This window comes from Chryseobacterium sp. G0162, assembly GCF_003815715.1.
Classification (GTDB): Bacteria; Bacteroidota; Bacteroidia; order Flavobacteriales; family Weeksellaceae; genus Chryseobacterium.
Genome location: NZ_CP033922.1, coordinates 2,236,339 through 2,261,485, shown reverse-complemented (window position 1 = coordinate 2,261,485; position 25,147 = coordinate 2,236,339). Strand labels below are relative to the sequence as shown.

At 35.4% G+C, this 25,147-nt stretch carries 23 protein-coding genes; 10 read left to right on the top strand and 13 right to left on the bottom strand.

Going from position 1 to position 25,147, the window contains the following annotated elements:
- The first annotated feature begins 3 nt into the window (after positions 1-3).
- A complete protein-coding gene (locus tag EG344_RS10330) occupies positions 4-915 on the top strand; it encodes a hypothetical protein (RefSeq protein ID WP_123909361.1) in 912 nt (303 codons plus the stop codon).
- Here the strand turns inward: EG344_RS10330 and EG344_RS10325 are convergent, their stop codons facing one another.
- From EG344_RS10325 to EG344_RS10315, 3 genes are read right to left on the bottom strand one after another with little or no spacing between them, the layout of a single operon-like run.
- Complete coding sequence (locus tag EG344_RS10325; protein ID WP_123909360.1) at positions 916-2,475, bottom strand: helix-turn-helix domain-containing protein; 1,560 nt, start codon at positions 2,473-2,475, stop codon at positions 916-918.
- 13 nt (positions 2,476-2,488) lie between these two features.
- Positions 2,489-3,130: a YdeI/OmpD-associated family protein gene (locus tag EG344_RS10320; RefSeq protein WP_228412902.1), complete on the bottom strand. Its 642-nt coding sequence runs from the start codon at positions 3,128-3,130 to the stop codon at positions 2,489-2,491.
- Entirely contained in the window at positions 3,105-4,238 is a 1,134-nt protein-coding gene (locus EG344_RS10315) for a serine hydrolase domain-containing protein (RefSeq protein WP_123909359.1), read from the bottom strand. The genes EG344_RS10320 and EG344_RS10315 overlap by 26 nt, the downstream gene beginning before the upstream one ends.
- A gap of 97 nt (positions 4,239-4,335) precedes the next feature.
- Between EG344_RS10315 and EG344_RS10310 the strand changes: the two genes are divergently transcribed.
- Entirely contained in the window at positions 4,336-5,661 is a 1,326-nt protein-coding gene (locus EG344_RS10310) for a M48 family metalloprotease (RefSeq protein ID WP_228412901.1), read from the top strand.
- A 209-nt stretch (positions 5,662-5,870) separates the two neighbouring features.
- On the opposite strand, the gene EG344_RS10305 is transcribed toward EG344_RS10310, so the two are convergent.
- From EG344_RS10305 to EG344_RS10295, 3 genes are all read right to left on the bottom strand, one after another.
- Positions 5,871-7,400 (bottom strand): hypothetical protein, encoded by a 1,530-nt coding sequence (locus EG344_RS10305; protein WP_123909357.1) that lies wholly within the window; start codon positions 7,398-7,400, stop codon positions 5,871-5,873.
- Between the two features lie 100 nt (positions 7,401-7,500).
- The gene (locus tag EG344_RS10300) at positions 7,501-8,325 is read right to left on the bottom strand and encodes a hypothetical protein (protein ID WP_123909356.1); all 825 of its coding nucleotides are present in this window, start codon (positions 8,323-8,325) and stop codon (positions 7,501-7,503) included.
- A gap of 105 nt (positions 8,326-8,430) precedes the next feature.
- Positions 8,431-9,972, bottom strand: coding sequence for a glycine--tRNA ligase (locus EG344_RS10295; RefSeq protein ID WP_123909355.1), 1,542 nt, complete (start codon positions 9,970-9,972; stop codon positions 8,431-8,433).
- Between the two features lie 326 nt (positions 9,973-10,298).
- On the opposite strand from EG344_RS10295, the gene EG344_RS10290 reads away from it, so the two are divergent.
- Complete coding sequence (locus EG344_RS10290) at positions 10,299-11,015, top strand: pseudouridine synthase (protein ID WP_123909354.1); 717 nt, start codon at positions 10,299-10,301, stop codon at positions 11,013-11,015.
- A gap of 221 nt (positions 11,016-11,236) precedes the next feature.
- Positions 11,237-12,274, top strand: coding sequence for a quinone-dependent dihydroorotate dehydrogenase (locus EG344_RS10285; protein WP_123909353.1), 1,038 nt, complete (start codon positions 11,237-11,239; stop codon positions 12,272-12,274).
- 169 nt (positions 12,275-12,443) lie between these two features.
- Here EG344_RS10285 and EG344_RS10280 read toward each other — a convergent pair whose 3' ends face one another.
- Complete coding sequence (locus tag EG344_RS10280) at positions 12,444-13,337, bottom strand: hypothetical protein (RefSeq protein WP_123909352.1); 894 nt, start codon at positions 13,335-13,337, stop codon at positions 12,444-12,446.
- A 16-nt stretch (positions 13,338-13,353) separates the two neighbouring features.
- Positions 13,354-14,598, bottom strand: coding sequence for a DUF445 domain-containing protein (locus EG344_RS10275; protein ID WP_123909351.1), 1,245 nt, complete (start codon positions 14,596-14,598; stop codon positions 13,354-13,356).
- Positions 14,599-14,775: 177 nt separating this feature from the next.
- On the opposite strand from EG344_RS10275, the gene msrB reads away from it, so the two are divergent.
- From msrB to EG344_RS10260, 3 genes are all read left to right on the top strand, one after another.
- Positions 14,776-15,222 carry a peptide-methionine (R)-S-oxide reductase MsrB gene (gene msrB, locus EG344_RS10270; protein ID WP_410494001.1) on the top strand — a complete coding sequence of 149 codons (447 nt, stop codon included), beginning with the start codon at positions 14,776-14,778 and terminating at the stop codon, positions 15,220-15,222.
- Between the two features lie 20 nt (positions 15,223-15,242).
- Entirely contained in the window at positions 15,243-15,629 is a 387-nt protein-coding gene (locus EG344_RS10265; RefSeq protein WP_123909350.1) for a hypothetical protein, read from the top strand.
- A gap of 98 nt (positions 15,630-15,727) precedes the next feature.
- The gene (locus EG344_RS10260) at positions 15,728-16,486 is read left to right on the top strand and encodes a murein L,D-transpeptidase catalytic domain family protein (protein ID WP_123909349.1); all 759 of its coding nucleotides are present in this window, start codon (positions 15,728-15,730) and stop codon (positions 16,484-16,486) included.
- A gap of 15 nt (positions 16,487-16,501) precedes the next feature.
- Here the strand turns inward: EG344_RS10260 and EG344_RS10255 are convergent, their stop codons facing one another.
- Together EG344_RS10255 and EG344_RS10250 are read right to left on the bottom strand one after the other, a co-directional pair.
- Positions 16,502-17,881 carry a sensor histidine kinase gene (locus EG344_RS10255; RefSeq protein WP_123909348.1) on the bottom strand — a complete coding sequence of 460 codons (1,380 nt, stop codon included), beginning with the start codon at positions 17,879-17,881 and terminating at the stop codon, positions 16,502-16,504.
- Positions 17,878-18,564 (bottom strand): response regulator transcription factor, encoded by a 687-nt coding sequence (locus tag EG344_RS10250; RefSeq protein ID WP_123909347.1) that lies wholly within the window; start codon positions 18,562-18,564, stop codon positions 17,878-17,880. Before EG344_RS10250 ends, EG344_RS10255 begins: the two co-directional genes overlap by 4 nt.
- Positions 18,565-18,804: 240 nt before the next feature.
- Here EG344_RS10250 and EG344_RS10245 point away from each other — a divergent pair, with 240 nt between their 5' ends.
- The 3 genes from EG344_RS10245 to EG344_RS10235 are packed head-to-tail and all read left to right on the top strand — an operon-like array spanning position 18,805 to position 21,065.
- The gene (locus tag EG344_RS10245; protein ID WP_123909346.1) at positions 18,805-20,133 is read left to right on the top strand and encodes a hypothetical protein; all 1,329 of its coding nucleotides are present in this window, start codon (positions 18,805-18,807) and stop codon (positions 20,131-20,133) included.
- 11 nt (positions 20,134-20,144) lie between these two features.
- Positions 20,145-20,564 carry a Dabb family protein gene (locus EG344_RS10240; protein ID WP_123858624.1) on the top strand — a complete coding sequence of 140 codons (420 nt, stop codon included), beginning with the start codon at positions 20,145-20,147 and terminating at the stop codon, positions 20,562-20,564.
- 21 nt (positions 20,565-20,585) lie between these two features.
- The gene (locus EG344_RS10235) at positions 20,586-21,065 is read left to right on the top strand and encodes a hypothetical protein (protein WP_228412900.1); all 480 of its coding nucleotides are present in this window, start codon (positions 20,586-20,588) and stop codon (positions 21,063-21,065) included.
- Between the two features lie 82 nt (positions 21,066-21,147).
- On the opposite strand, the gene EG344_RS10230 is transcribed toward EG344_RS10235, so the two are convergent.
- From EG344_RS10230 to EG344_RS10220, 3 genes are all read right to left on the bottom strand, one after another.
- Positions 21,148-22,272, bottom strand: coding sequence for a TlpA family protein disulfide reductase (locus EG344_RS10230; protein ID WP_123909345.1), 1,125 nt, complete (start codon positions 22,270-22,272; stop codon positions 21,148-21,150).
- Positions 22,273-22,440: 168 nt separating this feature from the next.
- A complete protein-coding gene (gene fabF / locus EG344_RS10225; RefSeq protein WP_123909344.1) occupies positions 22,441-23,682 on the bottom strand; it encodes a beta-ketoacyl-ACP synthase II in 1,242 nt (413 codons plus the stop codon).
- Positions 23,683-23,872: 190 nt separating this feature from the next.
- Positions 23,873-25,141: an acetyl-CoA C-acetyltransferase gene (locus EG344_RS10220; RefSeq protein ID WP_123909343.1), complete on the bottom strand. Its 1,269-nt coding sequence runs from the start codon at positions 25,139-25,141 to the stop codon at positions 23,873-23,875.
- Positions 25,142-25,147: the final 6 nt, after the last annotated feature.

Below are 25,147 nucleotides of genomic sequence, written 5' to 3'. Positions count from 1 at the left end.
ATGATGAAAAAGAATTGTTTATTTATACTTATGTTTTTAAGTTTCCATTGTGTATTCTCGCAGGTTGGAATCAATACCCCAAACCCACAGGGTATTTTACACATTGACGGGCAGAAGGATAATCCGTCTACAGGATCATCGTTTACTCCATCTCAGCAAAGTAATGATATAATAATTACAGCTGCCGGCAGGGTAGGAGTAGGAATGCTTACTCCAACGGTAAAAGTTGATGCGAGAAATTCAGGAAACGGAGCGATTGGATTTGGTACTTCTTCACTGACAGCAGCTGCGGCAGATGAAGGGGCACTTCGTTACAATAACGGCGTGGAATATTCTAATGGAAATGAATGGCTGCCTTTACTGACGGCACAGCCGGCAAGTAATAAAGTCATTGTGATTGCTGCCAAAACTAACAATAATGTAAAGCTTGCAGTTCCTTCTGCTGCGACAGTAACTGCGGGTCTTCAAAACCGGTCGAGCAATTATCTCGTAGACTGGGCAAAGATTTTTGAAAGTAATTCAGGAACTAACTTTAACGCATCCACAGGAGTTTTTACCGCTCCGCGAAATGGGGTGTATGTGGCTACTTTTACAACAGATCTGGCTCCTCTGGCCATCAATTATACAACAGACCCGTTAAACCCGATTCAAATAGAAGCTATCTGGCAGCTGTATGACAATACAGCAGGGCTATTGCCTGCAAATATTGTAAATACCATAAAATGTGTGAATACAATGTCTTCCAATAGTATAGGAAATATTGATGCCGGAAGTAATTGTACAGCATCATTCTATATGACTTCGGGACAGCGGCTGATGCCTTATATCTGGTTTAATTTAAATAATTCAAACCTGGCGAATTTCTCTTTGAACAACACGGGAGGATATAACAATCTTACAATAGCAGAACAATAATCAGGAGATCTCATCCAGAGTTTTGATAAAAGCGGAGGGATGAAGTCCTATCACCTTTTTGAATTCAAGGGAGAAGGCACTATGTGAAGAATATCCTGTAATCTCAGCAAGATGATTGATTTTGTATTTCCGGTATTGTGGTTCATTTTTTAATTGATTAACAATATAGTTGATCCGAAGATGATTGATGTACTGATTGAAGTTGAAATTTTTGTGCTTTTTAATGACCGCTGAAAGATATTTTGTATTAATATTCAAAGTGTGGGCAAGGTTGTAACGCGAGATATTCTTGTCATTAAAATGCAGATTTTCCTCAAAGGTCTGTAAGCCTGTTAAAATATTTTCCTCTACTTCAGGGGAAATTTTTATTTCTGAAGGATGGTTGATAGCTTGGAGTAGAGGATCTTCTCCTTTTTCTATAGGATCTTCTTCATAACTAACCGGAGAAATCCCTTCCTGGTATATTTTAGAGACCATTTCTTTATGCTTTTTTCTGAGTCTCATGATGTGAAACACAACAATACCCAGGACTGCAGTTAAAATAAGGCAGGCGGCAACTAAGGTTGTTGAAACCTTTTTACTTTTTGTAAGCTGCTGATCAAAATTCTCTTCTTTTTTTGAAAGGGTTTTATTGACTGCCATGGCTTTATTGTAGGCAATACTGTCTTTTAATTTAAGATTTTCAAGATTGTATTTCTGAACATTGGGAACATCATTCAACTGAGAATAGGCTTCTTCAAGATTTTTTGTAACCTCTATTTTTTTTTCATTAAAGCCATACCGATTAACGATGGCTAATGCTTTTTGGTAATATAAAACAGCACTGTCAGGCTTGTTTTGTTTAAAAAATGAGAATCCAATGTCATTGAGAATATTAGATTTAAGATAATAATTACTCTCACCTACTAAAGAAAGAGCCTTTACAAAATATGGCTTTGCTTCTGTGAACCTGCTGACTTCGGATAAACTGTAGCCTATATTGGTATAAGCAGAGACCAGTAGTTCATTTCTTCTAGAGGCGTTTTTGATCTTTTGAAATTCTCGGATTGCGCTTATTGAATAGAATTCTTTCTTTTTATACTCATTTTTATTGAGGAGAATCAAAAAAGAATTATAGATCATTCCTTTCAATTCGTGTCCTTCATCAGTATTATTATTTTTTACCTCAGATAAAGCACTTTCGAGGCTTTTGGAAGATTCGTTGAGAAGACCCAGTTTTGCATATTGTGTTCCCTGCATTCTGTAAGCCAGCGCTTTCCCTATTGGATAATTGCTTTGCGTGGAGATTTTTAAGGCCTTTTCTGCAAAATCAAGACTGCTTTTGGCGTCTGATCTTAGATAACTATTGTACGACTTTAAATAATAAGCTTTAGCAAGATATTCCGGAAAATTTCCTTTCTGTGCAGAATCAATAATATGATTCAAAACAATTTCTGAGCTGTCCGGATTTTTAGAAGAAAGAACCCGTGCATATTTATATTGTTCATCAAAATCAAATGTCTGTGAGAATGTAAAAATTGAAATAATGAAAAAGAAAAAGAAAGTGATTTTTTTCTTCATTGTGTTTTGTGTTTTATTTTTTTTCGTATTTCCAGTTTCTCCCTTTTCCTTCCAAAATCCATTCCAATGACTGTTCTATTCTTTTATTCCGGGTAGTTTCTGTTTTTGCTTCTGCAATCCATGTAATGTATTCTTTTCTGAATGATGGGGAAGCTTTTTTAAATACGTCCAATGCTTTTGGCTGAGCTTTAAGTGCAGATTGAAAATAATCAGGAATTTCCATTTCTGTTTTGCTAGGAGCAGCTTTTTTCATGGTAACCCCCATATCCGTAAGTTCTATGGCTTCTTTGATCGCTTTTTTCAGCTGAGGTTTTGAAGGAAGGTCTTCAATCTTTGTGATTTTACCTAAGCTAAACATAGAATTCTTTTCAATATCCTGAGTGATTTCCTGCATGGTTTTCATTTCTTTTTCCAGCCAGAACCCGAAGGTACAGTGTTGTTTGAATGAAGCCATCGCACAAAGGTTTTTTCCTTTGTAGATAAAATGCGGAAAACTCCACTTCATAGTTTCCTCAGCATCGGGGCAGTATTCATGAACGATTTCGCGGATATAAATGAGAATCGGTTTCGCAAAATCGTGAGACTTTTCAATATAGGCATCTATTTTTGAGCTGTATTTTTCCATAGCTTTATTGAAATAATTGTACAATTTCATTCACCAGGAATTTCACCTGATCTGGTCTTCCCCTGTCATTTTTAGGATTGTTAGCATAGCTTCCCGTTTTTACAATAACCATATTATACTCAGGAACCATAATGATATATTGTCCCTGAAGCCCTAGAAAATAATAATGTTTAATGGGGTTGTCGTGATTGATCCAAAGACCCATTCCGTAAATGTTTTCAGACTTTTCTGTTGGGGTTCTCATCTGCTCAATAAAATCTGTATTAAGAACCTGCTGATCTCCAACTTTACCATCATTCAGAAATAAAAGTCCCAGTTTGGCAAAGTCTCTTGCATTGGAGTGGATACAGCAATAGGTTTTTTCCATTCCATAATTATCTGTACTCCATTTTGCATCCTGTTCCATTCCCATTGGAATCCAGAATTTTTCAGAGAGATAGTTGGCCAGTGGTTGTTTCAGTGCTTTTTTTAACGCAAAACCGAGCAGTTGAGTAGTTCCGCTTTGATATTCAAATCTTGTTCCCGGCTGTTCTTTGAATTTTCGTGAAAATACGGCCTTTACAAGACTCTTTCCATAATACGCTTTGGCATTAGGAAGAAAAGGGTTATTATAGTTTTCATCCCAGTCAAGACCAGATTCCATTTGAGCCAGATTCTTAATGGTAACCTGGTCTCCGAAAGTTTTCTCTTTAAATTCAGGATAAAAATTGGATAGGTTTTCATTAATATTATTAATTATCCCTTCTTCTAAAACTTTTCCTAAAAGCATAACGGTAACAGCCTTTGCCATAGAAAAAGAATTGGTCTGAGAGAGCTGATTGTAGCCATCCCAGTATTGTTCATGAAGAATCTTCCCATCTTTTATCACTACAAAAGCTGCCGTTTTAGAATGTTTTAAATTATCAACTAAGGTTTTCGGTAATTCTTTTTTGTTGTATTCGGAATGCTCTTCCCATCGTTTAGGAGATCCTGTAGGAATAGGATGACTGGGAAACAGATTTCCATCATCAATATAGGCGCTTGATCTTCCTTTAAGGTAAGTTTTGGAAATGCCACTAAATAAATAATCATATCCCAAAAAGTAAGCTGCTGCTGCACCTGCTACAGCACCACCTATCATGTATTTTAGTATTCTCATTTTTCGTCAATTGGTCTTTAACAAATTTAAAATAATTTGGATGAAAAAATGAAAATGAATTATCAAATACATTATTTTTGTTTCATTGATGAAAAATATGACCAGAAAACTTATTGTATTAATGTGCTTCCTGCTATCTGTGGCAGGAATTTCCCAAACTTATAAAACAATTGATACCGCAGATTACCTTCAGCGGAAAGAATTTTTAAGAAATTTCACAGTTAATAATGAAAACCTAATAAAAAGGCTGAAGTCACAGTATTCTGGACGAGGAGGGACTGCAATTTCCAAGATGTATAAAGAATTCGGGACTAATTTTGAAAATCAGGTGAAAAATAAAGACTTTGTTTTTAAATCTGAGTTTGATGTTGTTATTAAATCTTTAGTAGAACGCCTTAGAAAAAATAATCCCAAAGTTCCCAAGGATCTTAAAATTCTGATCGCAAGAGATAATACTCCTAATGCTTACTGTCTTGCAGACGGAACTTTTGTCATTAACATGGGACTGTATAACTGGATGGATAATGAAGCGCAGATTGCGGGGGTAATTTCCCATGAATTAGGGCATAAAATGGAGAAGCATACCCTAAAAATGGTTCTAAATCTTGTAGAACAAAATGAGTTGGATAAAAGCACAGTGCAGAATATTAAGGAAACTACCGATATACGAAGCCTGGGGCGAAATCAAAAAGCATTTGATATTTTTAAAAATAGAGTTTACAAAAAAAGCATCGAAAAAAGAAAGCAGGAAATGCAGGCCGACTCTTTGGGGTATGTTATTTTTAGAAACAGTGAATTTAAGAACAGTGAATTTGTCAACGGTTTGAAAGTGCTTCAGACGTTTGATTCAATTTCTCCTAGAGAACTTAAAATAGAAACCTATAAAAAACTTTTTGATCTTCCCAAGCAGGCGTTTAAGGAGAAATGGATGAAGAAAGAGGATTTTTCTCTTTACAATTATAATTTTTATAAAGAAAAGCTCAACAAAGATTCTGTAGCATCACATCCCGAAATGGTTAGAAGGATAGAAAAACTTAAAAAGATTTTTCCTGAGCTGAATACCATAGAACAGGAAAAACCTTCCGAAGCTTATCTCGCTTTGAAAAAAACGGCAAGGATGGAGATTCTTCCGAACTATTTCCATTCTGAGGATTATGGAGTTGGGATTTATGCAGCGATGCAGTTTATTCAGGATGGAGAAGAGGAAAGATACTATAAAGAATGGTTAGGTAAATGTTTTGCTAAAATTTATGAAGCCAGAAAGAATTATAATCTAAATCGTTATCTGGACCGGATAGAACCTAAAAATCAAAGTGAAAGTTATCAGCAGTTCCTGAATTTTATGTGGAATCTAAGTCTGGATGAGATCAAAAATATTTCAGATTATTATCAGGTCGCTGGAATTGCTGCAATACCGAAATAGTATCATAAGTCGGTGTGAGCATCACAATACTTTAGATTTCTAAAACGAAAAACTATCTCAAATGTGAGATAGTTTTTCGTTTTAGCCAAGTATACACAAATAATTTTATTTACTTAAAGCCTACGTGCCTATATGGGTTAAAAAAATCTTTACCATATAGGCACATAGAATACAGATGTGAACAATAATGTTGAAAGAACAATTTTTAATTAATAGTTTAGTTTTTCGAAACGGATTTTGTTGAATTTTTCTTTCTCATTATACTCACGAAGTAAGATATAGCCTTCTTTTCCTACATATGGGATAACGGTGTAATTGTCTTTTTCCGAAATAGGAATGATCTCCTGTTTAAATTTTCCGTCAATAATAGTATTGATAAAGAGATTCCATCTTTTTTGCTTTGTAACTTCATCCTTCTGATAGTCACGATAGAAGAATACCACATCTTTACCTCCGTTAAGATATTGCGAAAACAGGTAGTCACTGTTTACCCACTTTGATTTTTCCTTTTCAAAAACCTGAACATTTTTTACTTTGAAGTCTTTATCTGTGTAAATGTAAACAAGATCGGTTGTTTTAGGAGCAGTATATTGGCCTGCAGGCTTATATTTTTCGGATAAAATCCCAACACTTCCGTCATTCATAAAATACATGTCTTTGGTTTGCAGCATATAGCCATTTTCTACAAAACCATTTTTATCAACTTTGGGAAGAAAAGCAGCAATATTCGGATCAAAATTAATGACCTTGGTATCTGTCGTAAAATTTGACTTATCCACCATCATTCTTGCAAACCCTACAAAATCAGAATTATTGTAATTTCTTCCCAAGAGGACCACTTTGTCATCAAACGTTTTATCATTATCAAGCTTTCTGTAATCAGAATAGAAAGAGTCAATATTATCTATAGCATCATCAGAAAGCCCTGTAATAGGTTTATTTGATGCTTCTTTTCCCGTTTTCATGTCAATGACCAGAAGACTGAATGTTTTGTCTTTTTCATTTACCTTTTTCATCACACAATACATATAGTTTTCATCTCTTTCAAGAACCGATAATGTGGTGAAAATCTTTTTGCTACCTTCGGTATTGTACTTATACCTCCAGACCTCCTTTTTGTTAGTGTCAAAACGGATCAGGTTATTGCTGTTTTGATACTTTCCATAATCCTTATATTCTATAGCAAAATAACCTCCTTCTTTTAATTCTCCGACTGCCGAAACATAATTATAGCCTTTTTCCTTTTTCTCGTCACGGTTTTCTTTACGCTGTTCTTTCCAGCTTTTGGGTTCATTGATCTCTTTGAAAGTGCCATCTTCCAGATAATCATAATATATTTTTCTGGTAATTGTATTTGTCTTGGGATCTATGACCATAGAAACAGGAGTGAATATTTCTCTGCTCTTTACCAGGGAATAATCCATCATAGAAGGTTTGAGAATAATCTGTCCTTTGAAGTCCACATATCCTCTGTAAGAAGCTGCTGTAATATCTCCTTCGAATTCCCTGTTCGCAACGGGGTTAAGATTTTTGTCTAAAATAACATATTCAAACTTCTTTGCCTTTTCTCCGGATTTCCCATAAGAATAGAGGGAAACATAGCCATAAAGATTGTCTTTATCATCAAATAGAGCATTCATTCCTACATGATCTCCTGCGGCTAATGTTGTTAAATCCTGAGTTTGGGAAAATGCAAATGTTTGGATAAGTCCAAACATCAATAAAGTAATTTTTTTCATGGTTGAATTTTGAACTAAAATAATAAATTATAGTACTCTTTGTTAAAGAAAATAAAAAGCCCTGAAAAATCAGAGCTCAGTATCTTAATAAAGTAAACAATTACTTGTTATACTCGTAAAGGTAAGTGTGTTTATTGGTTCCAAAAGCAGAGCTTGTATAGGTCATTACCGATTTAGTAGGGTAATTAGCGGTATTAAGAGTATGAACAGCGCTGGTCTTGGTCGTTCCATTCGATGCCCCTGCATAATTTCCATCTGCTTTTACCAGGTTATTGTAGCCTAATTCCCCATCTGAGAGAGAGAATAGATCCATTTTTATATACCCTTTTACGTTTTTCATAGGATGGTTATTGCCGTCATAAGAAAATGTAGTACTGTAGGTTGTTCCGTTGTTCGAATAAGTGATTGAAAGCAGGTTTCCATTAGCATCCAGATAAATATCTTTGTCCTGGTACTTAATATCTGAGTAAGTTCCGGTCGTTGGATTATAGAGATAGGTTTGAAGAGCTTTATGTTTTACATGGCTGTCACTCAGATATTGAAGGGTTTCGGTGTAAACCAGTGTTCCGGGCTGGTGTTTATCCGTTACTTTTTCAGAAATCAGTTTTCCGTTGGCATAAGAAAACTCTCTCATAATTTGTAGTGCACCAGTCTTGGAATATACTTCAGATTTTATGATATAATCGCCGTCATACGTATATAATGTCTTTTCATTGTCTGCAACATCAAAAGCTTCAACTATTCTTGTTCCGTTGTATTTATACTCTATAGTAAAAGAATCGCCGTCCTGAGTAATCTCGGTTGATTTCTTTAGAAGATAAGGAGTAGATTGATTATTATTGTTGTTATCTGTACTGTCATCATTTGATGAACTGCAGCTGGCCATTACTGCCAAAACAAGTGACGAAATAATTAATTTCTTCATAGGTATAATTAGTTTTTTTAATTGCTTCAAAAGTAATCATTTTCCCAATACGGATATGAATATTTTTTGAAAAGGAAAAAGCCCTGAATTATCAGGGCTTTTACATTATATTTTAGAAAGTAGATTTCTGAAGTTGGTCTTCTCATCAATGATCCTTCTTAACTCTGAAACCGGAACTCTTTCCTGCTGCATCGTATCTCTGTCTCTGATGGTAACGGTATGATCTGTTAATGAATCATGGTCTACGGTGATACAGTATGGAGTACCGATCGCATCCTGTCTTCTGTAACGTTTTCCGATCGCATCTTTTTCTTCGTAGAATAAGTTGAAATCGTATTTCAGATCGTTGAAGATCTTTTCTGCATATTCTGCTAAACCATCTTTCTTCATTAATGGAAGAATAGCCGCTTTAATTGGTGCTAAAGCCGGAGGTAAAGATAAAACTGTTCTTTCAGAACCATCTTCCAATACTTCGTCTTTTAAGCAGTGAGAGAAAATAGAAAGGAATAATCTGTCTAAACCTACAGACGTTTCCACTACATAAGGAACATAGTTTTCATTTCTTTCAGGATCGAAGAACTGAAGCTTTCTTCCGGAGAATTTTTCGTGAGCCTTAAGGTCAAAATCAGTTCTTGAGTGAATTCCTTCCAATTCTTTGAAACCAAACGGGAAGTTGAATTCAATATCAGCCGCTGCATTGGCATAGTGCGCTAATTTTTCGTGATCGTGGAATCTGTAATTATCATTCCCTAATCCTAAAGCTAAGTGCCAGTTCAGACGCTTTTGTTTCCAGTTTTCGTAGAATTCCAGTTCTGTACCCGGAGCTACGAAGAACTGCATTTCCATTTGTTCGAATTCACGCATTCTGAAGATAAACTGTCTTGCAACAATCTCGTTTCTGAACGCTTTACCAATCTGTGCAATACCGAAAGGTAATCTATGACGTGAAGTTTTCTGAACATTTAAATAGTTCACAAAAATACCTTGTGCCGTTTCCGGTCTTAAGTAAAGATCCATAGCACTGTCTGCAGAAGCACCAAGCTTAGTTCCAAACATTAAGTTGAACTGTCTTACTTCTGTCCAGTTTTTGGAACCTGTATCAGGATCAGCAATTTCAAGCTCTTCAATTAATGCTTTTACATCAGCAAGATCTTCATTTTCCAGAGACTTTGCCAATCTTGAAAGAATCGCCTCTCTTTTTGCTCTGTATTCTAAAATTTTTGGATTTGTAGCAACAAATTGGTCCTTATCGAAAGCATCCCCGAATCTCTTCGCTGCTTTTTCAATTTCTTTATTTTCTTTATCTTCAATTTTAGCACAATAGTCTTCTACCAAAACGTCTGCTCTGAAACGTTTTTTAGAATCCTTATTATCAATCAATGGATCGTTGAAAGCATCTACGTGGCCTGATGCCTTCCATGTGGTTGGGTGCATAAGGATTGCCGAATCAATACCCACAATATTTTCGTTAAGCTGTACCATAGCTTTCCACCAGTATTGTTTGATATTATTTTTAAGTTCAGCTCCATTCTGTCCATAGTCATAAACAGCGGATAAACCATCATAGATCTCACTTGAAGGGAAAATAAACCCATATTCTTTGGCGTGAGAAATTACTTTCTTGAAAACATCTTCTTGCTTTGCCATAATTTTTTTACGTCTGATGTGCAAAAATATGAATTTGGATTCCAAAATCATGAAATTCAACAAAAAAAGGTATAATAATACTTGAAATAGGTCTTTTTTTGTTTTTTAGGAGCCGGGAACCTGCTTTCGCTACTCGCTTTTTCTTAGTTTCGGCGGCGGCTTTGCCGCCGCCGAAACTAAGAAAAGAGCTCAAACATACCGCTCAATCAGGGCTATTGACTGCTGCGCCTCTACAAACCTGTTAGGTTTAGAATAAGAATAACCTCTTACATTTTTAAGCCTTCTCACTGAAATAAGAATCAGTAGAAAATTTCTACTTTTGCATCATGTTAGAAATTCTTTATCGGGACGAGCATATTATTGCCATCAATAAACCCAGTGGACTATTGGTTCATAAATCTTTCTATGCAGGAGAAGCCGATACTTATGCTATTCAGGAACTGAAGAAACAAATTGGGCAAAAGGTTTATCCTGTGCATCGTCTAGACCGCAAAACTTCTGGGGTTTTGTTGTTTACCTTAGATAAAGAAACGCTTAGAATCATGAGCGACCGTTTTGCAACCAGAGAAGTGGAAAAAAAATATATTGCCATTCTACGAGGCTGGGCCAAAGAAGAAGAAACCATCGATTACGACTTGGTTAATGAAAATGAAGTCAAGCAAAACGCGATTACCTATTATCATCTTTTGCAAAAAACAGAAATTGATTTACCTTTTTTAAAACATCAGACTTCGAGATATTGTTTGGTAGAAGCCATTCCTGAAACAGGAAGATTTCATCAGCTGAGAAAGCATTTTAAACATATTCTGCATCCTATCTTAGGTTGTAGAAAACATGGCTGCAATAAACAGAATAAGTTGTGGCTTCAAACATTTGACATTAACAAAATGACGCTTCATGCTCATCAATTGATTTTTAATCATCCTATTTCTAACGAAAGAATTATAGTAAATGCCACTATAGATGAAGAGTTCAAAAGAGTAGGGGATATTCTGAAATTTGATTTAAGTTCGTACTCTAAACTCAAAGACTTTATTGAATAAGCTTTCTGTATCAAAGGAAAAATTTCCGGGAATTATCCATGTCAAGGTTTTAAACCTTGACATGGATAATAGAATAGAGTAAAAAAATATCTCACTGATATTGTTGATTAAGCGGATGTTTAGGTTCTATAGATAGCGTTCATAATACCTTTTTTGATAAAATATCATAGGGTAATCAACCATTAATTTTAAAATGAGTAATTTTGTAAAACTTTTTTTCAATGTACAAATCGCTCATTCGTCCGATTCTTTTCAAATTTGATCCCGAAGAAGTGCATCACTTTACTTTTTCGATGCTTAAGAATTTTGGATTTCTTACTAAATTATTTTTCCCCAAACCTATTGAAGACAAACGTCTGGAAAGAGAAGTTTTCGGATTGAAATTTAAAAATCCTGTAGGGCTGGCTGCCGGTTTTGATAAAAATGCTGTTTTATTTAATGAATTGGGAGACTTAGGTTTCGGGTTTGTAGAAATTGGAACGGTTACCCCAAGAGCTCAGGCAGGAAATCCTAAGAAAAGATTATTCCGTTTGATTGAAGATGGAGGAATTATCAATAGAATGGGATTCAACAACGATGGGTTACAGGCTGCGATTGAAAAACTGAAATCCAATAAAGGAAAAATAATCATCGGTGGAAACATCGGAAAAAATACAGATACAAAACCTGAAAACTATACACAGGATTACCTGGATTGTTTTGAAGGCCTTCATCCGCATGTAGATTATTTTGTACTCAATGTAAGCTGTCCGAATGTTGGAAGTCATGCGAAGCTGGAAGATGTGGAATATCTGCGTGAACTGATTACGGAGGTAAAGAAAATTAATCAGTCAAAATCTGTACAGAAACCTATATTACTTAAAATTGCTCCGGATCTTAATGATGTCCAATTGGATGAAATTATAGATCTTATTGCAGAAACAAAAATAGATGGTGTAATCGTTTCCAATACCTCGGTGAATAGAGAAGGATTGAAGACCTCTCCTGAAGTTTTAGATCAGATCGGAAACGGAGGGTTAAGCGGAAAACCAATTCGTGAGAGAAGTACAAAAATGATTAAATATCTTTCCGATAAAAGCAAAAGAGCATTTCCAATCATCGGAGTAGGAGGAATTCACTCCGCAAAAGATGCTATTGAGAAATTAGATGCCGGGGCAAGTCTGGTTCAGTTATATACCGGATTTATTTATGAAGGACCAGAGTTGATTAATGAAATTAACAAAGAAATTTTAAAAAGAGCAAGCAGATTGCCAAGATAAATATAGAGAGACCGGATGGTCTCTTTTTTTTGTTTTAGCCACGGACACACGAATTTTCATTAATGCTATCTGCTATAAATTCACATAAAACCCTTTATTTTCTGAATGCATAAATAAAAAATTCGTGTATTCGTGGCAAGAAAAAATATGATGTTAGATAGAATCCTTTTTATTTTGACTTTGTTACAGCAGCATTTTTAATATCAACAGTTAGTGTATAAGCTGGAGAAGAATTCGATTTGCCGATTTTATACATTATCGTTTTGCCATCCTTTGATTTTGTTTTGGTGGTGTCATAGATATTTTCCAGACAGCTTTCAGTAAGGAATTCTTCATATCTTTTATAATTCCAGTCTTTGGTAAAATAAAGAACCCGATAACCTTTTTCACCCTCGCTGGCTCCGCATCTTCCACAAGCATTAAGGTTAGATGAATGTTCAAAATACAATAAAACCTGGTTCCCTTTTTCTCCGGAAATGGAGGAAATCAGTTCATTCCCTCCATATTGATTGATGATATCAAATGTATTGATTCTTTTATGGTTAGGTAAGATTAGATAATTATTGTAACGATAGATCATATCATTGCCGGTGAATAATTTAGCAGACTGAACTTTATCTTTATTCTCCAAATAAAAGCTTCCTGAAATAGGATTTTTCTGAGTTTGATCCTGCCCAAATAAGATCGTTTCTTTGGGAGTAAAATTTTTGACAATTTCAGCTGTTTTTTCAATGTCCTGTGGCGAGTTGATTTTTTCTTTAAACTGGTTGGAAATCTGTTTGTGCTTAGGACCAAAATTATACAATGACAGCTTACCATAATCATAAAGTCCTGTTAGAGGAATTTTCTTCTGGTATTTATCGTAGTAATACCAACCCTCCACAAAATGCTGGTATAAATTGCAATCCGGGATGCCGTCATAATGAAGCTCCAGTGTAACGGGAGCACCTGCAATTTCTCCCTTAAAGATTTGAGAAGAATCTGTGACGGTTTTTAATTCTACTTTTTGGCTTTTACCCGGAAGGAAAAAGGAAAGTAAGAGAACAATAAGAAGTTTTTTCATGGTTATATTACCGTTTTTAAATAAAGAAATGGGCAATGGTATAAATGATAAGCCCTACCAGACCTCCTACCAAGGTTCCATTAACACGGATGAACTGAAGGTCTTTTCCTACTTCCAGTTCCATTTTTTCGCTCAATTCCTTACCCTTCCAGTTACCCACAGTAGTACTGATGAGGTTTCCGAATTGATGCGTGTTTTTCAAAATATATTTATAGGCCGTTACCCGAACCCAATGATCGATTTTATTTTGAAGATTTTCATCGGTTTTTAAATTTTGTGAAAATTCGTTCAGGTTTTTGGAAAGATAATTTTTCAAGGCAGAATGGTCTTCCTGCAGTTCTTTTATCAGTGTTTTTTTGATAGAGACCCAAATATCATTGGAATACTCATCAAGCTTATCATTTTTAAGTAATCCATCTTTAATGGTTTTAAATTCCTCCTCCCATTTAGGATCTTCTTTAAGATCAACGGAAAATTCATGAATTTTTTGAGTAATTAAAGTTCTTACTTCATGTTCCGGATCTTCTTCTATTTCTTTGAAAAAATCAGACAGCCCATCTGCAATCTTATCTGCAATTTTATTATCAACAAAAGAGGGGATGAAAGTGTAACTTCCTTTCTTTACCCGGTCTTTAATCATTTCATCATTTTGAATAATGTATTCCTTGATCTGTTTGGAAAGATTGGTAATAATTCTCTGATGGTCATTCTTTTCCAGGATATAATGAATACCATTTCCTACCACTTTGTTAAGTTTGATATCATCTGTCATTTCTGAGACCTTTTTACTGATGAACAGACTCACGGTAGAATCATCAAGCTTATTGAGAATATCAAGAACTATATCAGACAGGTTGCGGATCAGAATATCTTGATTTTTTTCCTTGGCAAGCCACTCTCCGGCAAAGCCTGAAACTTTTATTTTTTGAATGTAAGGCCGGATATTTTGGGGCGAAAGAAAATTACTGACAACAAAACTTCCCAGATTATCTCCTAATCTCTGCTTGCTGTTTTCAATCAGATTGGTATGCGGAATCGGAAGCCCCAGCGGATGCCGGAACAAAGCGGTCACTGCAAACCAGTCGGCCAATGCACCTACCATAGCAGCCTCTGCAAAAGCACGTACATAGCCAATCCAATGAGAAGAATTGGACTTCTGCATGATGGTTGTCACAATGAAAATAAGGGCCATCAGAACAAATAGCCCTGTAGCAAATGCCTTATATTTTCTAAGCTGTTTTCTTTTTGCTTCGTCATTCATATTCTCAAATTTACTAAATTTGGTTATGAAACCATTTAATCTTAATAAAGCTTTTTAGTATAAAGGTTTATTAAACTTTAAAAGTTAAAATTTATGATGAGATTTTTAATTTCAGTCATCATATTAATTGTCCTGCAGGGATGTACGCAGAAACAACAACCTATTAAAATTACTTCTATGGAAAATAAAGAAGCAAAAAACAATCCATATTACTCAAGAACCAATACTGCAAAACTGAATGTCTCCAATGACGAATGGAAGAAAATTCTGGCTCCTGATCTTTACGCAATCGCAAGAGAAGCAGCTACAGAAAGAGCTTTTACCGGAAAATATAATGACTTTGATGAGTTAGGAGATTATTATTGTGCGGTTTGTGGGAATCATTTATTCCGATCCACTTCAAAATTTTCGAGCAGCTGTGGATGGCCAAGTTTCTTTGAAGCAGATAAAGAAGGCGTATACTACAAAAGAGATCAGGCGTATGGAATGGATAGGGTAGAAGTGCTTTGTAAGAGATGTGATTCTCATTTGGGACATGTGTTTGATGACGGGCCAAAGCCTACAGGATTGAGATATTGCATGAATTCCGTAAGTCTGGAATTCGTCCCGGATTCGCAAAAATAAAATCACTTTATTTTGTCGTTATGGAAAAAGATAGCCTGGAAAAACGGAAGCAGGTCTGGGTAGCTTTGTCGGAACTATATCTTGATACTGAGCTGCAGGAATCAGATTTTAAATACTTGATAAAGACTCTCTTTGAAAGCCCATTTACTTTAAAAGAGACCAAAAAGATTGACCAGTATGAGGTTTTTCCTGTACTTTTCTCAAACCTATTGAGTCCGGCAGGAGAATGGGGAGGATTCAGTGAACAAATATTGGTTAAAAATATTATGAAATGGATTGAAACAAGAAGTAAGCTGGATATTTTTGCCATTCAATGTCTTTACCCTATTTATAGCAAGATAAATAGGAGTTATTGGAAAAGGATAGAAGAGATTTATAATCAGATAGATGGCGGAGCTCACCGTTAAAGTTTCTTAAATTCAGTTAAACTTTTTAGACTTATAAGTGGCTGATAGCGATGTTTTTATAATTTTGCCCCACTAATTTGGTACTAATATATTATTGAATGAAAGGATTTTATGGCGTAATAGGCCTTGTTTACATGGTGACGACTTCATTCTACATCTCTCCGAAAGCGGTGGTGAAGAATGAAAACGTCAACATAACAAAGACAGAAAGAGTAACTGACACGAAATCTGAGAAAAATACTACTACAGCAGTATCTTCTTCAGAAGCACTCTACCAATCCATTGAATTTGACCCTGAGCATGAACTGAACTATGAAGTTTTTTCTAAAGCATTAACAGGATTTGAAAACCTAAAGAAAGCAGGATTGCTTACTGATGAGTCGCATTTATTGACTATCTGCGATTTTTCTATGTCTTCTAATACCAAAAGACTTTGGGTTATTGATCTTAATGACAAAAAAGTAATATTCAACTCATTGGTTGCCCATGGTAAAAATACAGGCGAAGAATTTGCCACGAATTTTTCTAACACGGAAAGTTCGCGACAGAGCAGCATGGGATTTTATATCACAGATGCAACGTATCAGGGAGATAATGGATATTCATTGAGATTATTAGGAATGGATAAAGGATTCAATGATGCTGCGTACAGAAGAGCAATTGTAATGCATGGTGCAGATTATGTAAGTGATGCATTTGCAGCAGTACATAAAAGAATCGGAAGAAGCTGGGGATGTCCTGCTGTTCCTAGAGAACTCTCACAATCAATGATCAATACGATAAAAGGAAGAAATCTATTATTCATCTACTATCCTGATCAGAATTATCTTTCCTCTTCGGAATGGTTAAAAGCATAAGAAAAAGCAGTCTGATCAGACTGCTTTTTTAATTTTAGAAGAAAATTCTATGGTAAATGTACTTCCTTTAGAAACCTCAGAATCTACATAAAGGTTTCCTTCATGAATTTCTACAATTCTTTTTACGATAGACAACCCAATCCCGTTTCCTTTTTCAAAATTTTTATTGGACCCTCTGTAAAACAGTTCAAATATTTTTGAGAGATCCTGTTCAGACATTCCTACACCTTGATCTACAAAACGGATTTCTATCGATGAGGCATGGGCTTCAATTTCTACCCTACAGCTTTTATCATTGGAATATTTACAAGCATTTTCCATAAGATTTGAAAAGGCTACTTGCAGTAAATAAGGGTTGCCATACCCATCATAATTACTTTCCTCTTCATCATTACTTATATAGTTGATTCCGATTTTATAGTGGATGTTTTTTTTGATCAGTGCCAGCTTTGCCTCTGCTAAAATTTCATCTAAACGAATATTGGTAAAGCTGATCTGTGAAACATCATAACTGGCTCTTGCAAAATCTAAAAGCGCTGATGAAAGCTCTGAAGCATCATTAGCGTCCTGAAGAGCATTGTCAATAGAAAGTTTATAATCATCCAATGTTACATTCAGTTCTTTTGCAAGTTCGAGTTCTGCAATCAGGGTAGAAAGTGGTGTACGGAATTCATGAGAAATGGTCGTCACAAATTGTTTATGATTGTTAAATGATTTTTCCAGCCTGTTAAAAGTAGAGTTAAAAGTTTCGGTAAGCTCGTAAATTTCATCTTTGGCTTTCGGAACATCCAGACGCTGGTTGAGATTATGTTCTGAAATATCCCGGATTTGAAGAATGATATCTTTCAGAGGCTTCAAAGTATAATAGGAAAAAAGAAACCCGATAATGAAAATAACAATAACCGAACTGATATAAATAATAATAATATCTTTCTTAAACTCGGCGATATGGGCATTCCCGGTTACATCTACTGCACTTCCAATGATATAATAATCTTCTCCTGCCGATTTGAATTTAATGGCGATATACTGGCGATCATCCTGTTGCCAGAATAGTCTGTTTTTGTTGGATTTAATGATTTTATCGAGATATTTTTCATTGCTTTTTAATGGCGGAATATCAGTAAATGTCAGGTCTTTTTTGCTGTTGTAAACGCTGATATCGGCCTCATTCAACAATCTCTGGTTTCTTTGATGCAGTTCACGGATCTTTTCATCACTGATTCGGACATCAAAAATAAATTCGGAGCGCCAGATGACTTTATATCCTAAACGATCATTAAACTCATCTTCTCTGTTTTTTTCAGAGACCACATAGAGCACATAAGCAAACATAAAGAGAATGCCTGCCGTAAGAATGGCGTAAATTAATGCTGTTCTGGTTGCTATTTTCATAATTGTGAAGCGAAAATAAATCCTACGCCCGGTTTGGTGTGAATGAGTTTAGTATCAAAATTCTTATCTATTTTTTTACGTAAATAGGCAATGTATACATCAATATAGTTGGTTCCTGTATCAAAATGATTTCCCCAGACATTATCCGCAATTTCTTCACGGGTAAGAATTCGTTCCGCATTACTTACAAGAAAAACCAGGAGTTTGAATTCTTTTGGAGTAAGTTCTATTTCTTCACTATTTCTGAAGACACGGTTTATTTTTCGATTAATCTTAAGATCATGATATTCCAGATCAGTAAGGTAAGTTTCTTTGGCTTTATTTGAACTTCTTTGGAGAATAGCCTTTATTCTTACAAAAAGCTCTCTTATTTCAAATGGTTTTACCATATAATCATCGGCACCGGCATCAAATCCTTCTACCTTCTCATCAATGGTTCCCAATGCCGTAAGCATGATAATTGGGAGATCAGTATATTTCTGTTTAATGAATTTACACAAGTCTATGCCGTTCATTTTGGGAAGCATAATATCTGTAATAGCCAAATCAAAAGTTAATTTACCAAGCAGCGCAATAGCATCTTCTGCATCTTCAGAAATATATACCTGATAGCCCTGGCTTTCTAACCCTCGCTTTAACAGACTTGAAACCCGTGAATTATCTTCTATTATTAAAATTCTCATAAGGAAATATTAAAGGTGTTGAAGGCTGATTTTCAGTTCAGTATTTTGTTTTTAAAATATTGATTTCCAGCTTTTCTAAAGCCCTTTGCAAAGGTATTTCTTATTTTCTTTTTATGGTAGCAGATTAACTCTTTTAATAGTTTTCTAAAAGGTTTCTAATAGATTTCTAATAACGGAGCAGGCCTTCCCGATCTAATTTTGTCCCGTTGAAATCAACAAAAAAGATTAGAACAGAAAAATATGAAGACAAGATCTTTCAGAACCGGAATCGCTTTATTTGTCCTGTTGGGAATTACGGGAAAATTAGAAGCTCAGAAAAAAAATGACTTTAATAACCCGGGATTAACTCATTATTTTAATGATGAACATTCCCGGTATATTTCCCTGAGTGGTTATGCCGAATTATGGGCAAGATATGCTCAGCTTAACCCCGGAAGCCTTATCAATAACGAAGCAAAAACAGATGTTTCTGACCTTTCTCTTCGTAGAGTTCGGGTAAAAATGACATACAAGCCTACTGAAAAATTAATGTTTGTTCTACAGGGAGGAACTACCAATGTCAATGTCAACGCAAAAGGAAGTAATTATTTTGATTTATTGGATGCTTATGCAGAGTATTCTTTCAGTGATAAAATCGCTTTCGGGGCTGGGCGTTCTACCTGGAGAGGTCTTTCAAGATTTACAACAGGCCCTTTGAATACGCTGCTGTATGATTTGCCGGCTTATGCAACAGCTAATGCAGGAGCTACCGATTATACGGTACGTGAGCTGAGTGCATATGTGAAAGGTCAGCTGGGAAAATTTGATTATCGATTGGTTGTTGCTGATCCTTATACTATGGCAACTTCAGATCCTAAATTTAATGTGGCCACCTTTAGTAAGAATTCTCCAGGAAAAGATTTTTCAGGGTATTTCAGATATGCTTTTTTAGATAAAGAAAATATTTCAACGCCATTTAATTCAGGTACCTATGTGGGGAAAAAGAATGTGTTAAGCTTAGGAGCAGGTTTTGATTACATTCACAATGCCTTATGGCATCAGGATACTGCTAAAAATACAGTCAATGATGATATGAAGAGCTTTGCGGTAGACTTATTTTATGATGCTCCTTTAAATAAAGAAGAAGGAACTTCAGTAAGTGCTTACGGAATGGCAATGCATAATGATTATGGGCCTAATTATATCCGTTATGTAGGAACAAACAATCCAGCTACTTCAGTAGATGTTACACAAGCCAGTCTAAACGGTGCTGGAAATGCAATGCCGGTTATTGGAACAGGGAATACGTATTATGTACAATTAGGAGGAACACTTCCTTATTTAAATAAAGAAAAGAAAAATCTTCAGCTTCAACCTGCTGTTGGAGTACAATTGTCAGATTTAAAAGGACTTCATGATAATGCTGTAGTCTATGATGCAGGAATATCATTGCTGATGAATGGAATGTCTTCGAGATTAACCTTTGACGCTCAGAATAGACCGGTCTACACTAATGATCCTTCAAATAATGCGGTTGTTTCAGATAGAAAATGGCAGTTTGTCCTTAAATACAGAATTGATTTTAATTAAAATATGTGACTATGGAAAGAAGAAAATTTTTATTCCGCTCTGTACAGGCTTCGGCTCTGTTACTAATTTCCGGAAATATGCTGGCATCTGCTTTACCCATGTTTAACCCTATAAAAAAGAAAAAAATGTACTTCCATTATTTATTATTCTGGCTAAGAAAAGATCTTTCAGATCCAGAGATCAAAGAGTTTGAAAATTTTTTTGAAGGCCTTAAAAAACTTCCTTATCAGAAAAACCTCCGCTATGGAAAACCGGCAGCCTCAAGTCCTAGAAATGTTTTAGATAATACATTTACCTACAATGCATCTATGGAATTTGATAGTCTGGAAGAACTGGAAGCTTATGGCCAGCTTCCTGAGCATCTTGCATTGGTACAAAAATATAAACCATTCTTTGAGAGAATGTTAGTTCACGATACTGTATATAATTAAAAAATAAAATTTAAATTTATAATGAAAAAAATAGGTAAAGGGCTTAGCCTTGTTTTAGCATTAAGCACCGTAGGATTTATGAATGGACAACATAAAAATCATAAAAATGTGAGCGTAACCACGGAAGCATCTACAGAATTTATTCCTGCCATAAGATTAATTAATAATCCGGATGGCTCATGTTCTTTCGAAAAAGGAAAGATTCCGACGCTGAAACACATGAATACAACTACTTTCTGGATGAGTAACAAGACTGAAGAATGGGAAAAAAATGCCCATCCTGCTCCAAGAAGGCAATATGTTATTACCATCAAAGGAAATATCAGGTTTAAAGTAACAGATGGCTCTACTTTTATGATTAAACCAGGGGTAGTACTTCTTGCTGAAGACCTAAAAGGAACAGGACATAGCTGGGATATGGTGAAAAGTAAAGAATGGGAAAGATTGTACATCCCGATTTCGGAAAATGCTGATGACTTTTTTGTACGTGATGGTCAGTAACTTTTAATACAACTCTTTATAGAGTATATAGATTCGTTATGTTATGAAGCAGCCAATTGGCTGCTTTTTTATTTTAAAGAAATTATTGTAAATATTCTTTGATAACGGTTCTGGCTTCCTCAATGCTGTTGCTGATTCGGGCAATTATTTTTCCGTTTTCGTCAATGATAAAATGAAGAGGATAGCTTGTAGCGTTTACCTTCTTTTGAAAGTCTTTGTTTGTATCAAAGAAATTAACCCAAGTGGCATTGTTTTTCTTTAGAATATTCTTTGCAACCTCCATTCTATTGAGTTTTTGCTCGTCAGTAATCGTAATGAAATTTACATTTTGGTCTTTATATTCATGATAGAGTTTCACAACTTCGGGCATACTTTTTATGCACGGAGCGCAAGTAGTTGACCAATAGTCAATAAACGTTAATTTATATTTCTTAAAGTCTTCAGAAGTCAACTTATTTTCCTGGTCAAAATAAATATCAGGTATTTTTTGTCCAATGGAGGTGGACTGTTCTGCTTTTAAACGAGCTTCAACACCTTTGTATAATTTATTTTGTTTAAATTTTGCTGAAAATAAATTCAGGTTTTTCAAGTAAGCAGGGTGGTAATTTTCAAGAGTATAATCATTCACAATTTCCCATAATGCAACATATGAATTGGGATTTTTCCTTATATATTCCCCTAAAAACTCCTGTTTTTTGTCCATGTTTATCAAACTGTCGCGTTGATGGGAACCTTTGGATTTGATATAAAACTGTTCCAATGTTTTTTGTAAATCTTTATATTCTTTATTGGTGGGAGAATCTATATTTAGCTCCAGATTATTAATGTTTTGAGGTAAATCAATTTTATATATTCCTTTTTCTAAGAAAAATATTTTGGTATTATAAACTCCCTCACCTTTTTTTCCTATATAACTAAAGGCTACAGGCTGAGGATATTCTATAAAACCATTGACAATATTTTTCTTTTGAATTTTAAAATAATAAATTGAATGATCTGTCTTGAACTTTTTCCCAAAATCAGAAATATTTTGATTCGTTTGTATTTTAAAGGTATAAAGATCTCCAAATCCTTTTCTTATCATTGGAGCTCCGAACATGAGACTGTCATTAATATATGAATCTGAACTGAAATCAATTTCAAAATTATTTTGAGAATAAATAAAATTTGAAATGAGAATTAGTAATACGTAGTGAAATTTCTTCATAAAATAATTTGTACGGAACTAACTTACAAAAAAAATTATACACAAAAATCCCTGTGCTTTAAAAACACAGGGATTATAAATATTTTCTTGTATTTTGTCCTTGGGACTCAATAAGAATGCATTGTTCAATTTCCGATTGAAAAATCTCTCAGAATGTTATTTTAAAAATTAAGAAAACTTCTTAAAGACTAAAGTAGCATTGTGTCCTCCAAAACCAAAAGCATTGCTCAATGCAAAATTGATCTCTTTTTCCTTAGCCTCTCCGAATACAATATTAATGTCTTTCGGAATGCTCTCATCAATGCTGTGAAGGTTGATGGTTGGTGGAATAATACCATTTTGAATAGCTTTAATAGAAAGAATGGCTTCAACAGCTCCGGCAGCACCTAATAAATGTCCGGTCATTGATTTCGTTGCACTGATATCAAGATTTTTACTTCCTTTGAAAGCATTATTAATTGCTTTTAATTCGATCAGATCTCCCAAAGGAGTAGAAGTAGCATGTGGATTAATATAATCAATGTCTTCTATGTTAGCACCTGCTTCTTTTACAGCTAAGTGCATTGCTTTGATGGCTCCAACCCCTTCAGGATGAGGTGCTGTCATGTGATATGCATCTGCCGTCATGGCTGCACCTGCTAATTCTGCATAGATTTTTGCTCCTCTGGCCACTGCATGTTCGTATTCTTCAAGAACCAATGCTCCTGCGCCTTCACCCATTACAAAGCCATCTCTTTCTGCATCATAAGGACGGCTGGCTGTAGCAAAGTCATCGTTTCTTGTAGACATGGCCTTCATAATAGAGAACCCTCCTATTGAAGCGGGAGTAATAGCAGCTTCAGAACCTCCGCTGATGATTACTTTAGCTTTCCCGAGACGGATGTAATTGAAAGCATCCATCAATGCTGTATTTCCTGTTGCACAGGCAGAAACGGTTGTATAATTGATCCCCTGAAGCCCGTATTTCATGGAAATCATCCCTGAAGCCATATTGGCAATAAATTTAGGGACAAAGAACGGATTAAAACGAGGAGTTCCATCACCCTGTGCAAAATCCATTACTTCCTTTTCAAAAGTCCACATTCCGCCCTGTCCTGTTCCCCAGATTACTCCTGAATCGAAAGGATCCATATTTTCAAGGTCTAAGCCGGAATCCTGTATTGCCTCTGCTGAAGCATACATTGCATATTGTGTAAAAAGATCACTTCTTTTGATTTCGTTGTGAGTAAGATGTAGTTTTGGATCAAAACCTTTTACCTCACAAGCAAAGTGTACTTTAAATTTTTCTGAATCGAAATGAGTGATTAACCCTGCTCCGCTAGCTCCGTTAATACTGTTCTGCCAAAAATCTTCGACATTATTTCCCAAGGGTGTCACTGCGCCCAATCCTGTAATGACAACTCTTTTCATATTGGTTGATTATTTAAAACTGATTAGATTTTCATGAGGTAAAGTGTTTTACCCATGCTTCATTTCACTGCTTTTCTTTATCATTCTGTTTTCCGTTTGCAATATTATCATTTTTCTTTCGCTGCAGACGAATAAACAGGTGTATTATTTATAGCATAATGAATGTTTTTTTAATAAAAATAGCTGGAAACTACTTTTCTAAGATCATTGTTACCCCTTGTCCGCGGGCAGCACAAATGGAAATAAAGCCTTTTCCGCTTCCTTTTTCATTCAGGAGTTTGGCTAAGGTGGCTATTATTCTTCCGCCTGTTGCTGCAAAAGGATGAGCGGCTGCAAGACTTCCGCCTTTTACATTGAGTTTACTTCTGTCTATCTTTCCAAGGGCTTTTTCTAATCCGAACTGTTGAGCCAGATCATCATTTTCCCAGATTTTGAGGGTGGCCAGCACTTGAGCAGCAAAGGCTTCATGAATTTCGTAATAGTCGAAGTCTTCTAAATTCATTCCTGCTTTTTTTAGCATTCTTTCTGCTGCGAAAACAGGTGCCAGTAACAAGTTTTGTTTGTTTTCAACATATTCTATCCCAGCAAGCTCTGAAAATGTGATATAAGCTAAAATAGGAAGATTATTAGCTTTAGCCCATTCTTCACTAGCTAATAAAACAGAAGAAGCTCCATCTGTAAAAGGAGTAGAATTTCCTGCTGTTAAAGTTCCGTTTTGCTTATCAAAAGCTGGTTTTAATTGGGATAGTTTTTCAAGGCTGGTATCACGACGTAGATTATTATCTTTCTCCAAGCCATAGGCAGGGGTAATCATATCATCAAAGAATCCCTCATCATAAGCTTTGGCCATATTCTGATGACTTTTCAAAGCCAATTCATCCTGATCTTCCCTTGGAATTTTATAATATTTTGCTGTTATTTCAGTATGTTCTCCCATCACCAAACCTGTCTTCGGTTCCTGGCCCTTGTAAGGGATGGGCATCCAGTCTTTTAGCCTTGGGCTTAATAACTGTTTTATTTTTCCAAATGCAGATTTTTCTTTATTTGCTTTTAAAAGAGCTTTTCTTAATCGGGGAGAAGATTCAAAAGGAATATTACTCATGGCTTCTACACCACAGGCAATACCACTTTCTATTTGTCCAAGAGCAATCTTATTTCCGATATAGATAGCCGCTTCAATTCCTGTATCACAAGCCTGTTGAAGATCGCAGGCAGGAGTGGCAGGGTTCAATGATGTATTCATTACCGTTTCTCTGATGAGATTGCTTTCAGAGATATGTTTGATAACTGCACCACCAGCTACTTCTCCAAGTAATTTACCCTGTAAGTGATAACGGTCTATCAAACCATTCAGAGCAGCCAGTAAAAGCTCCTGATTACCTTTTTCCGAATAGGCGGTATTCATTCTGGCAAATGGGATTCTGTTGTATCCTACAATAGCCACTTTTTTTGTTTCCATAGTATG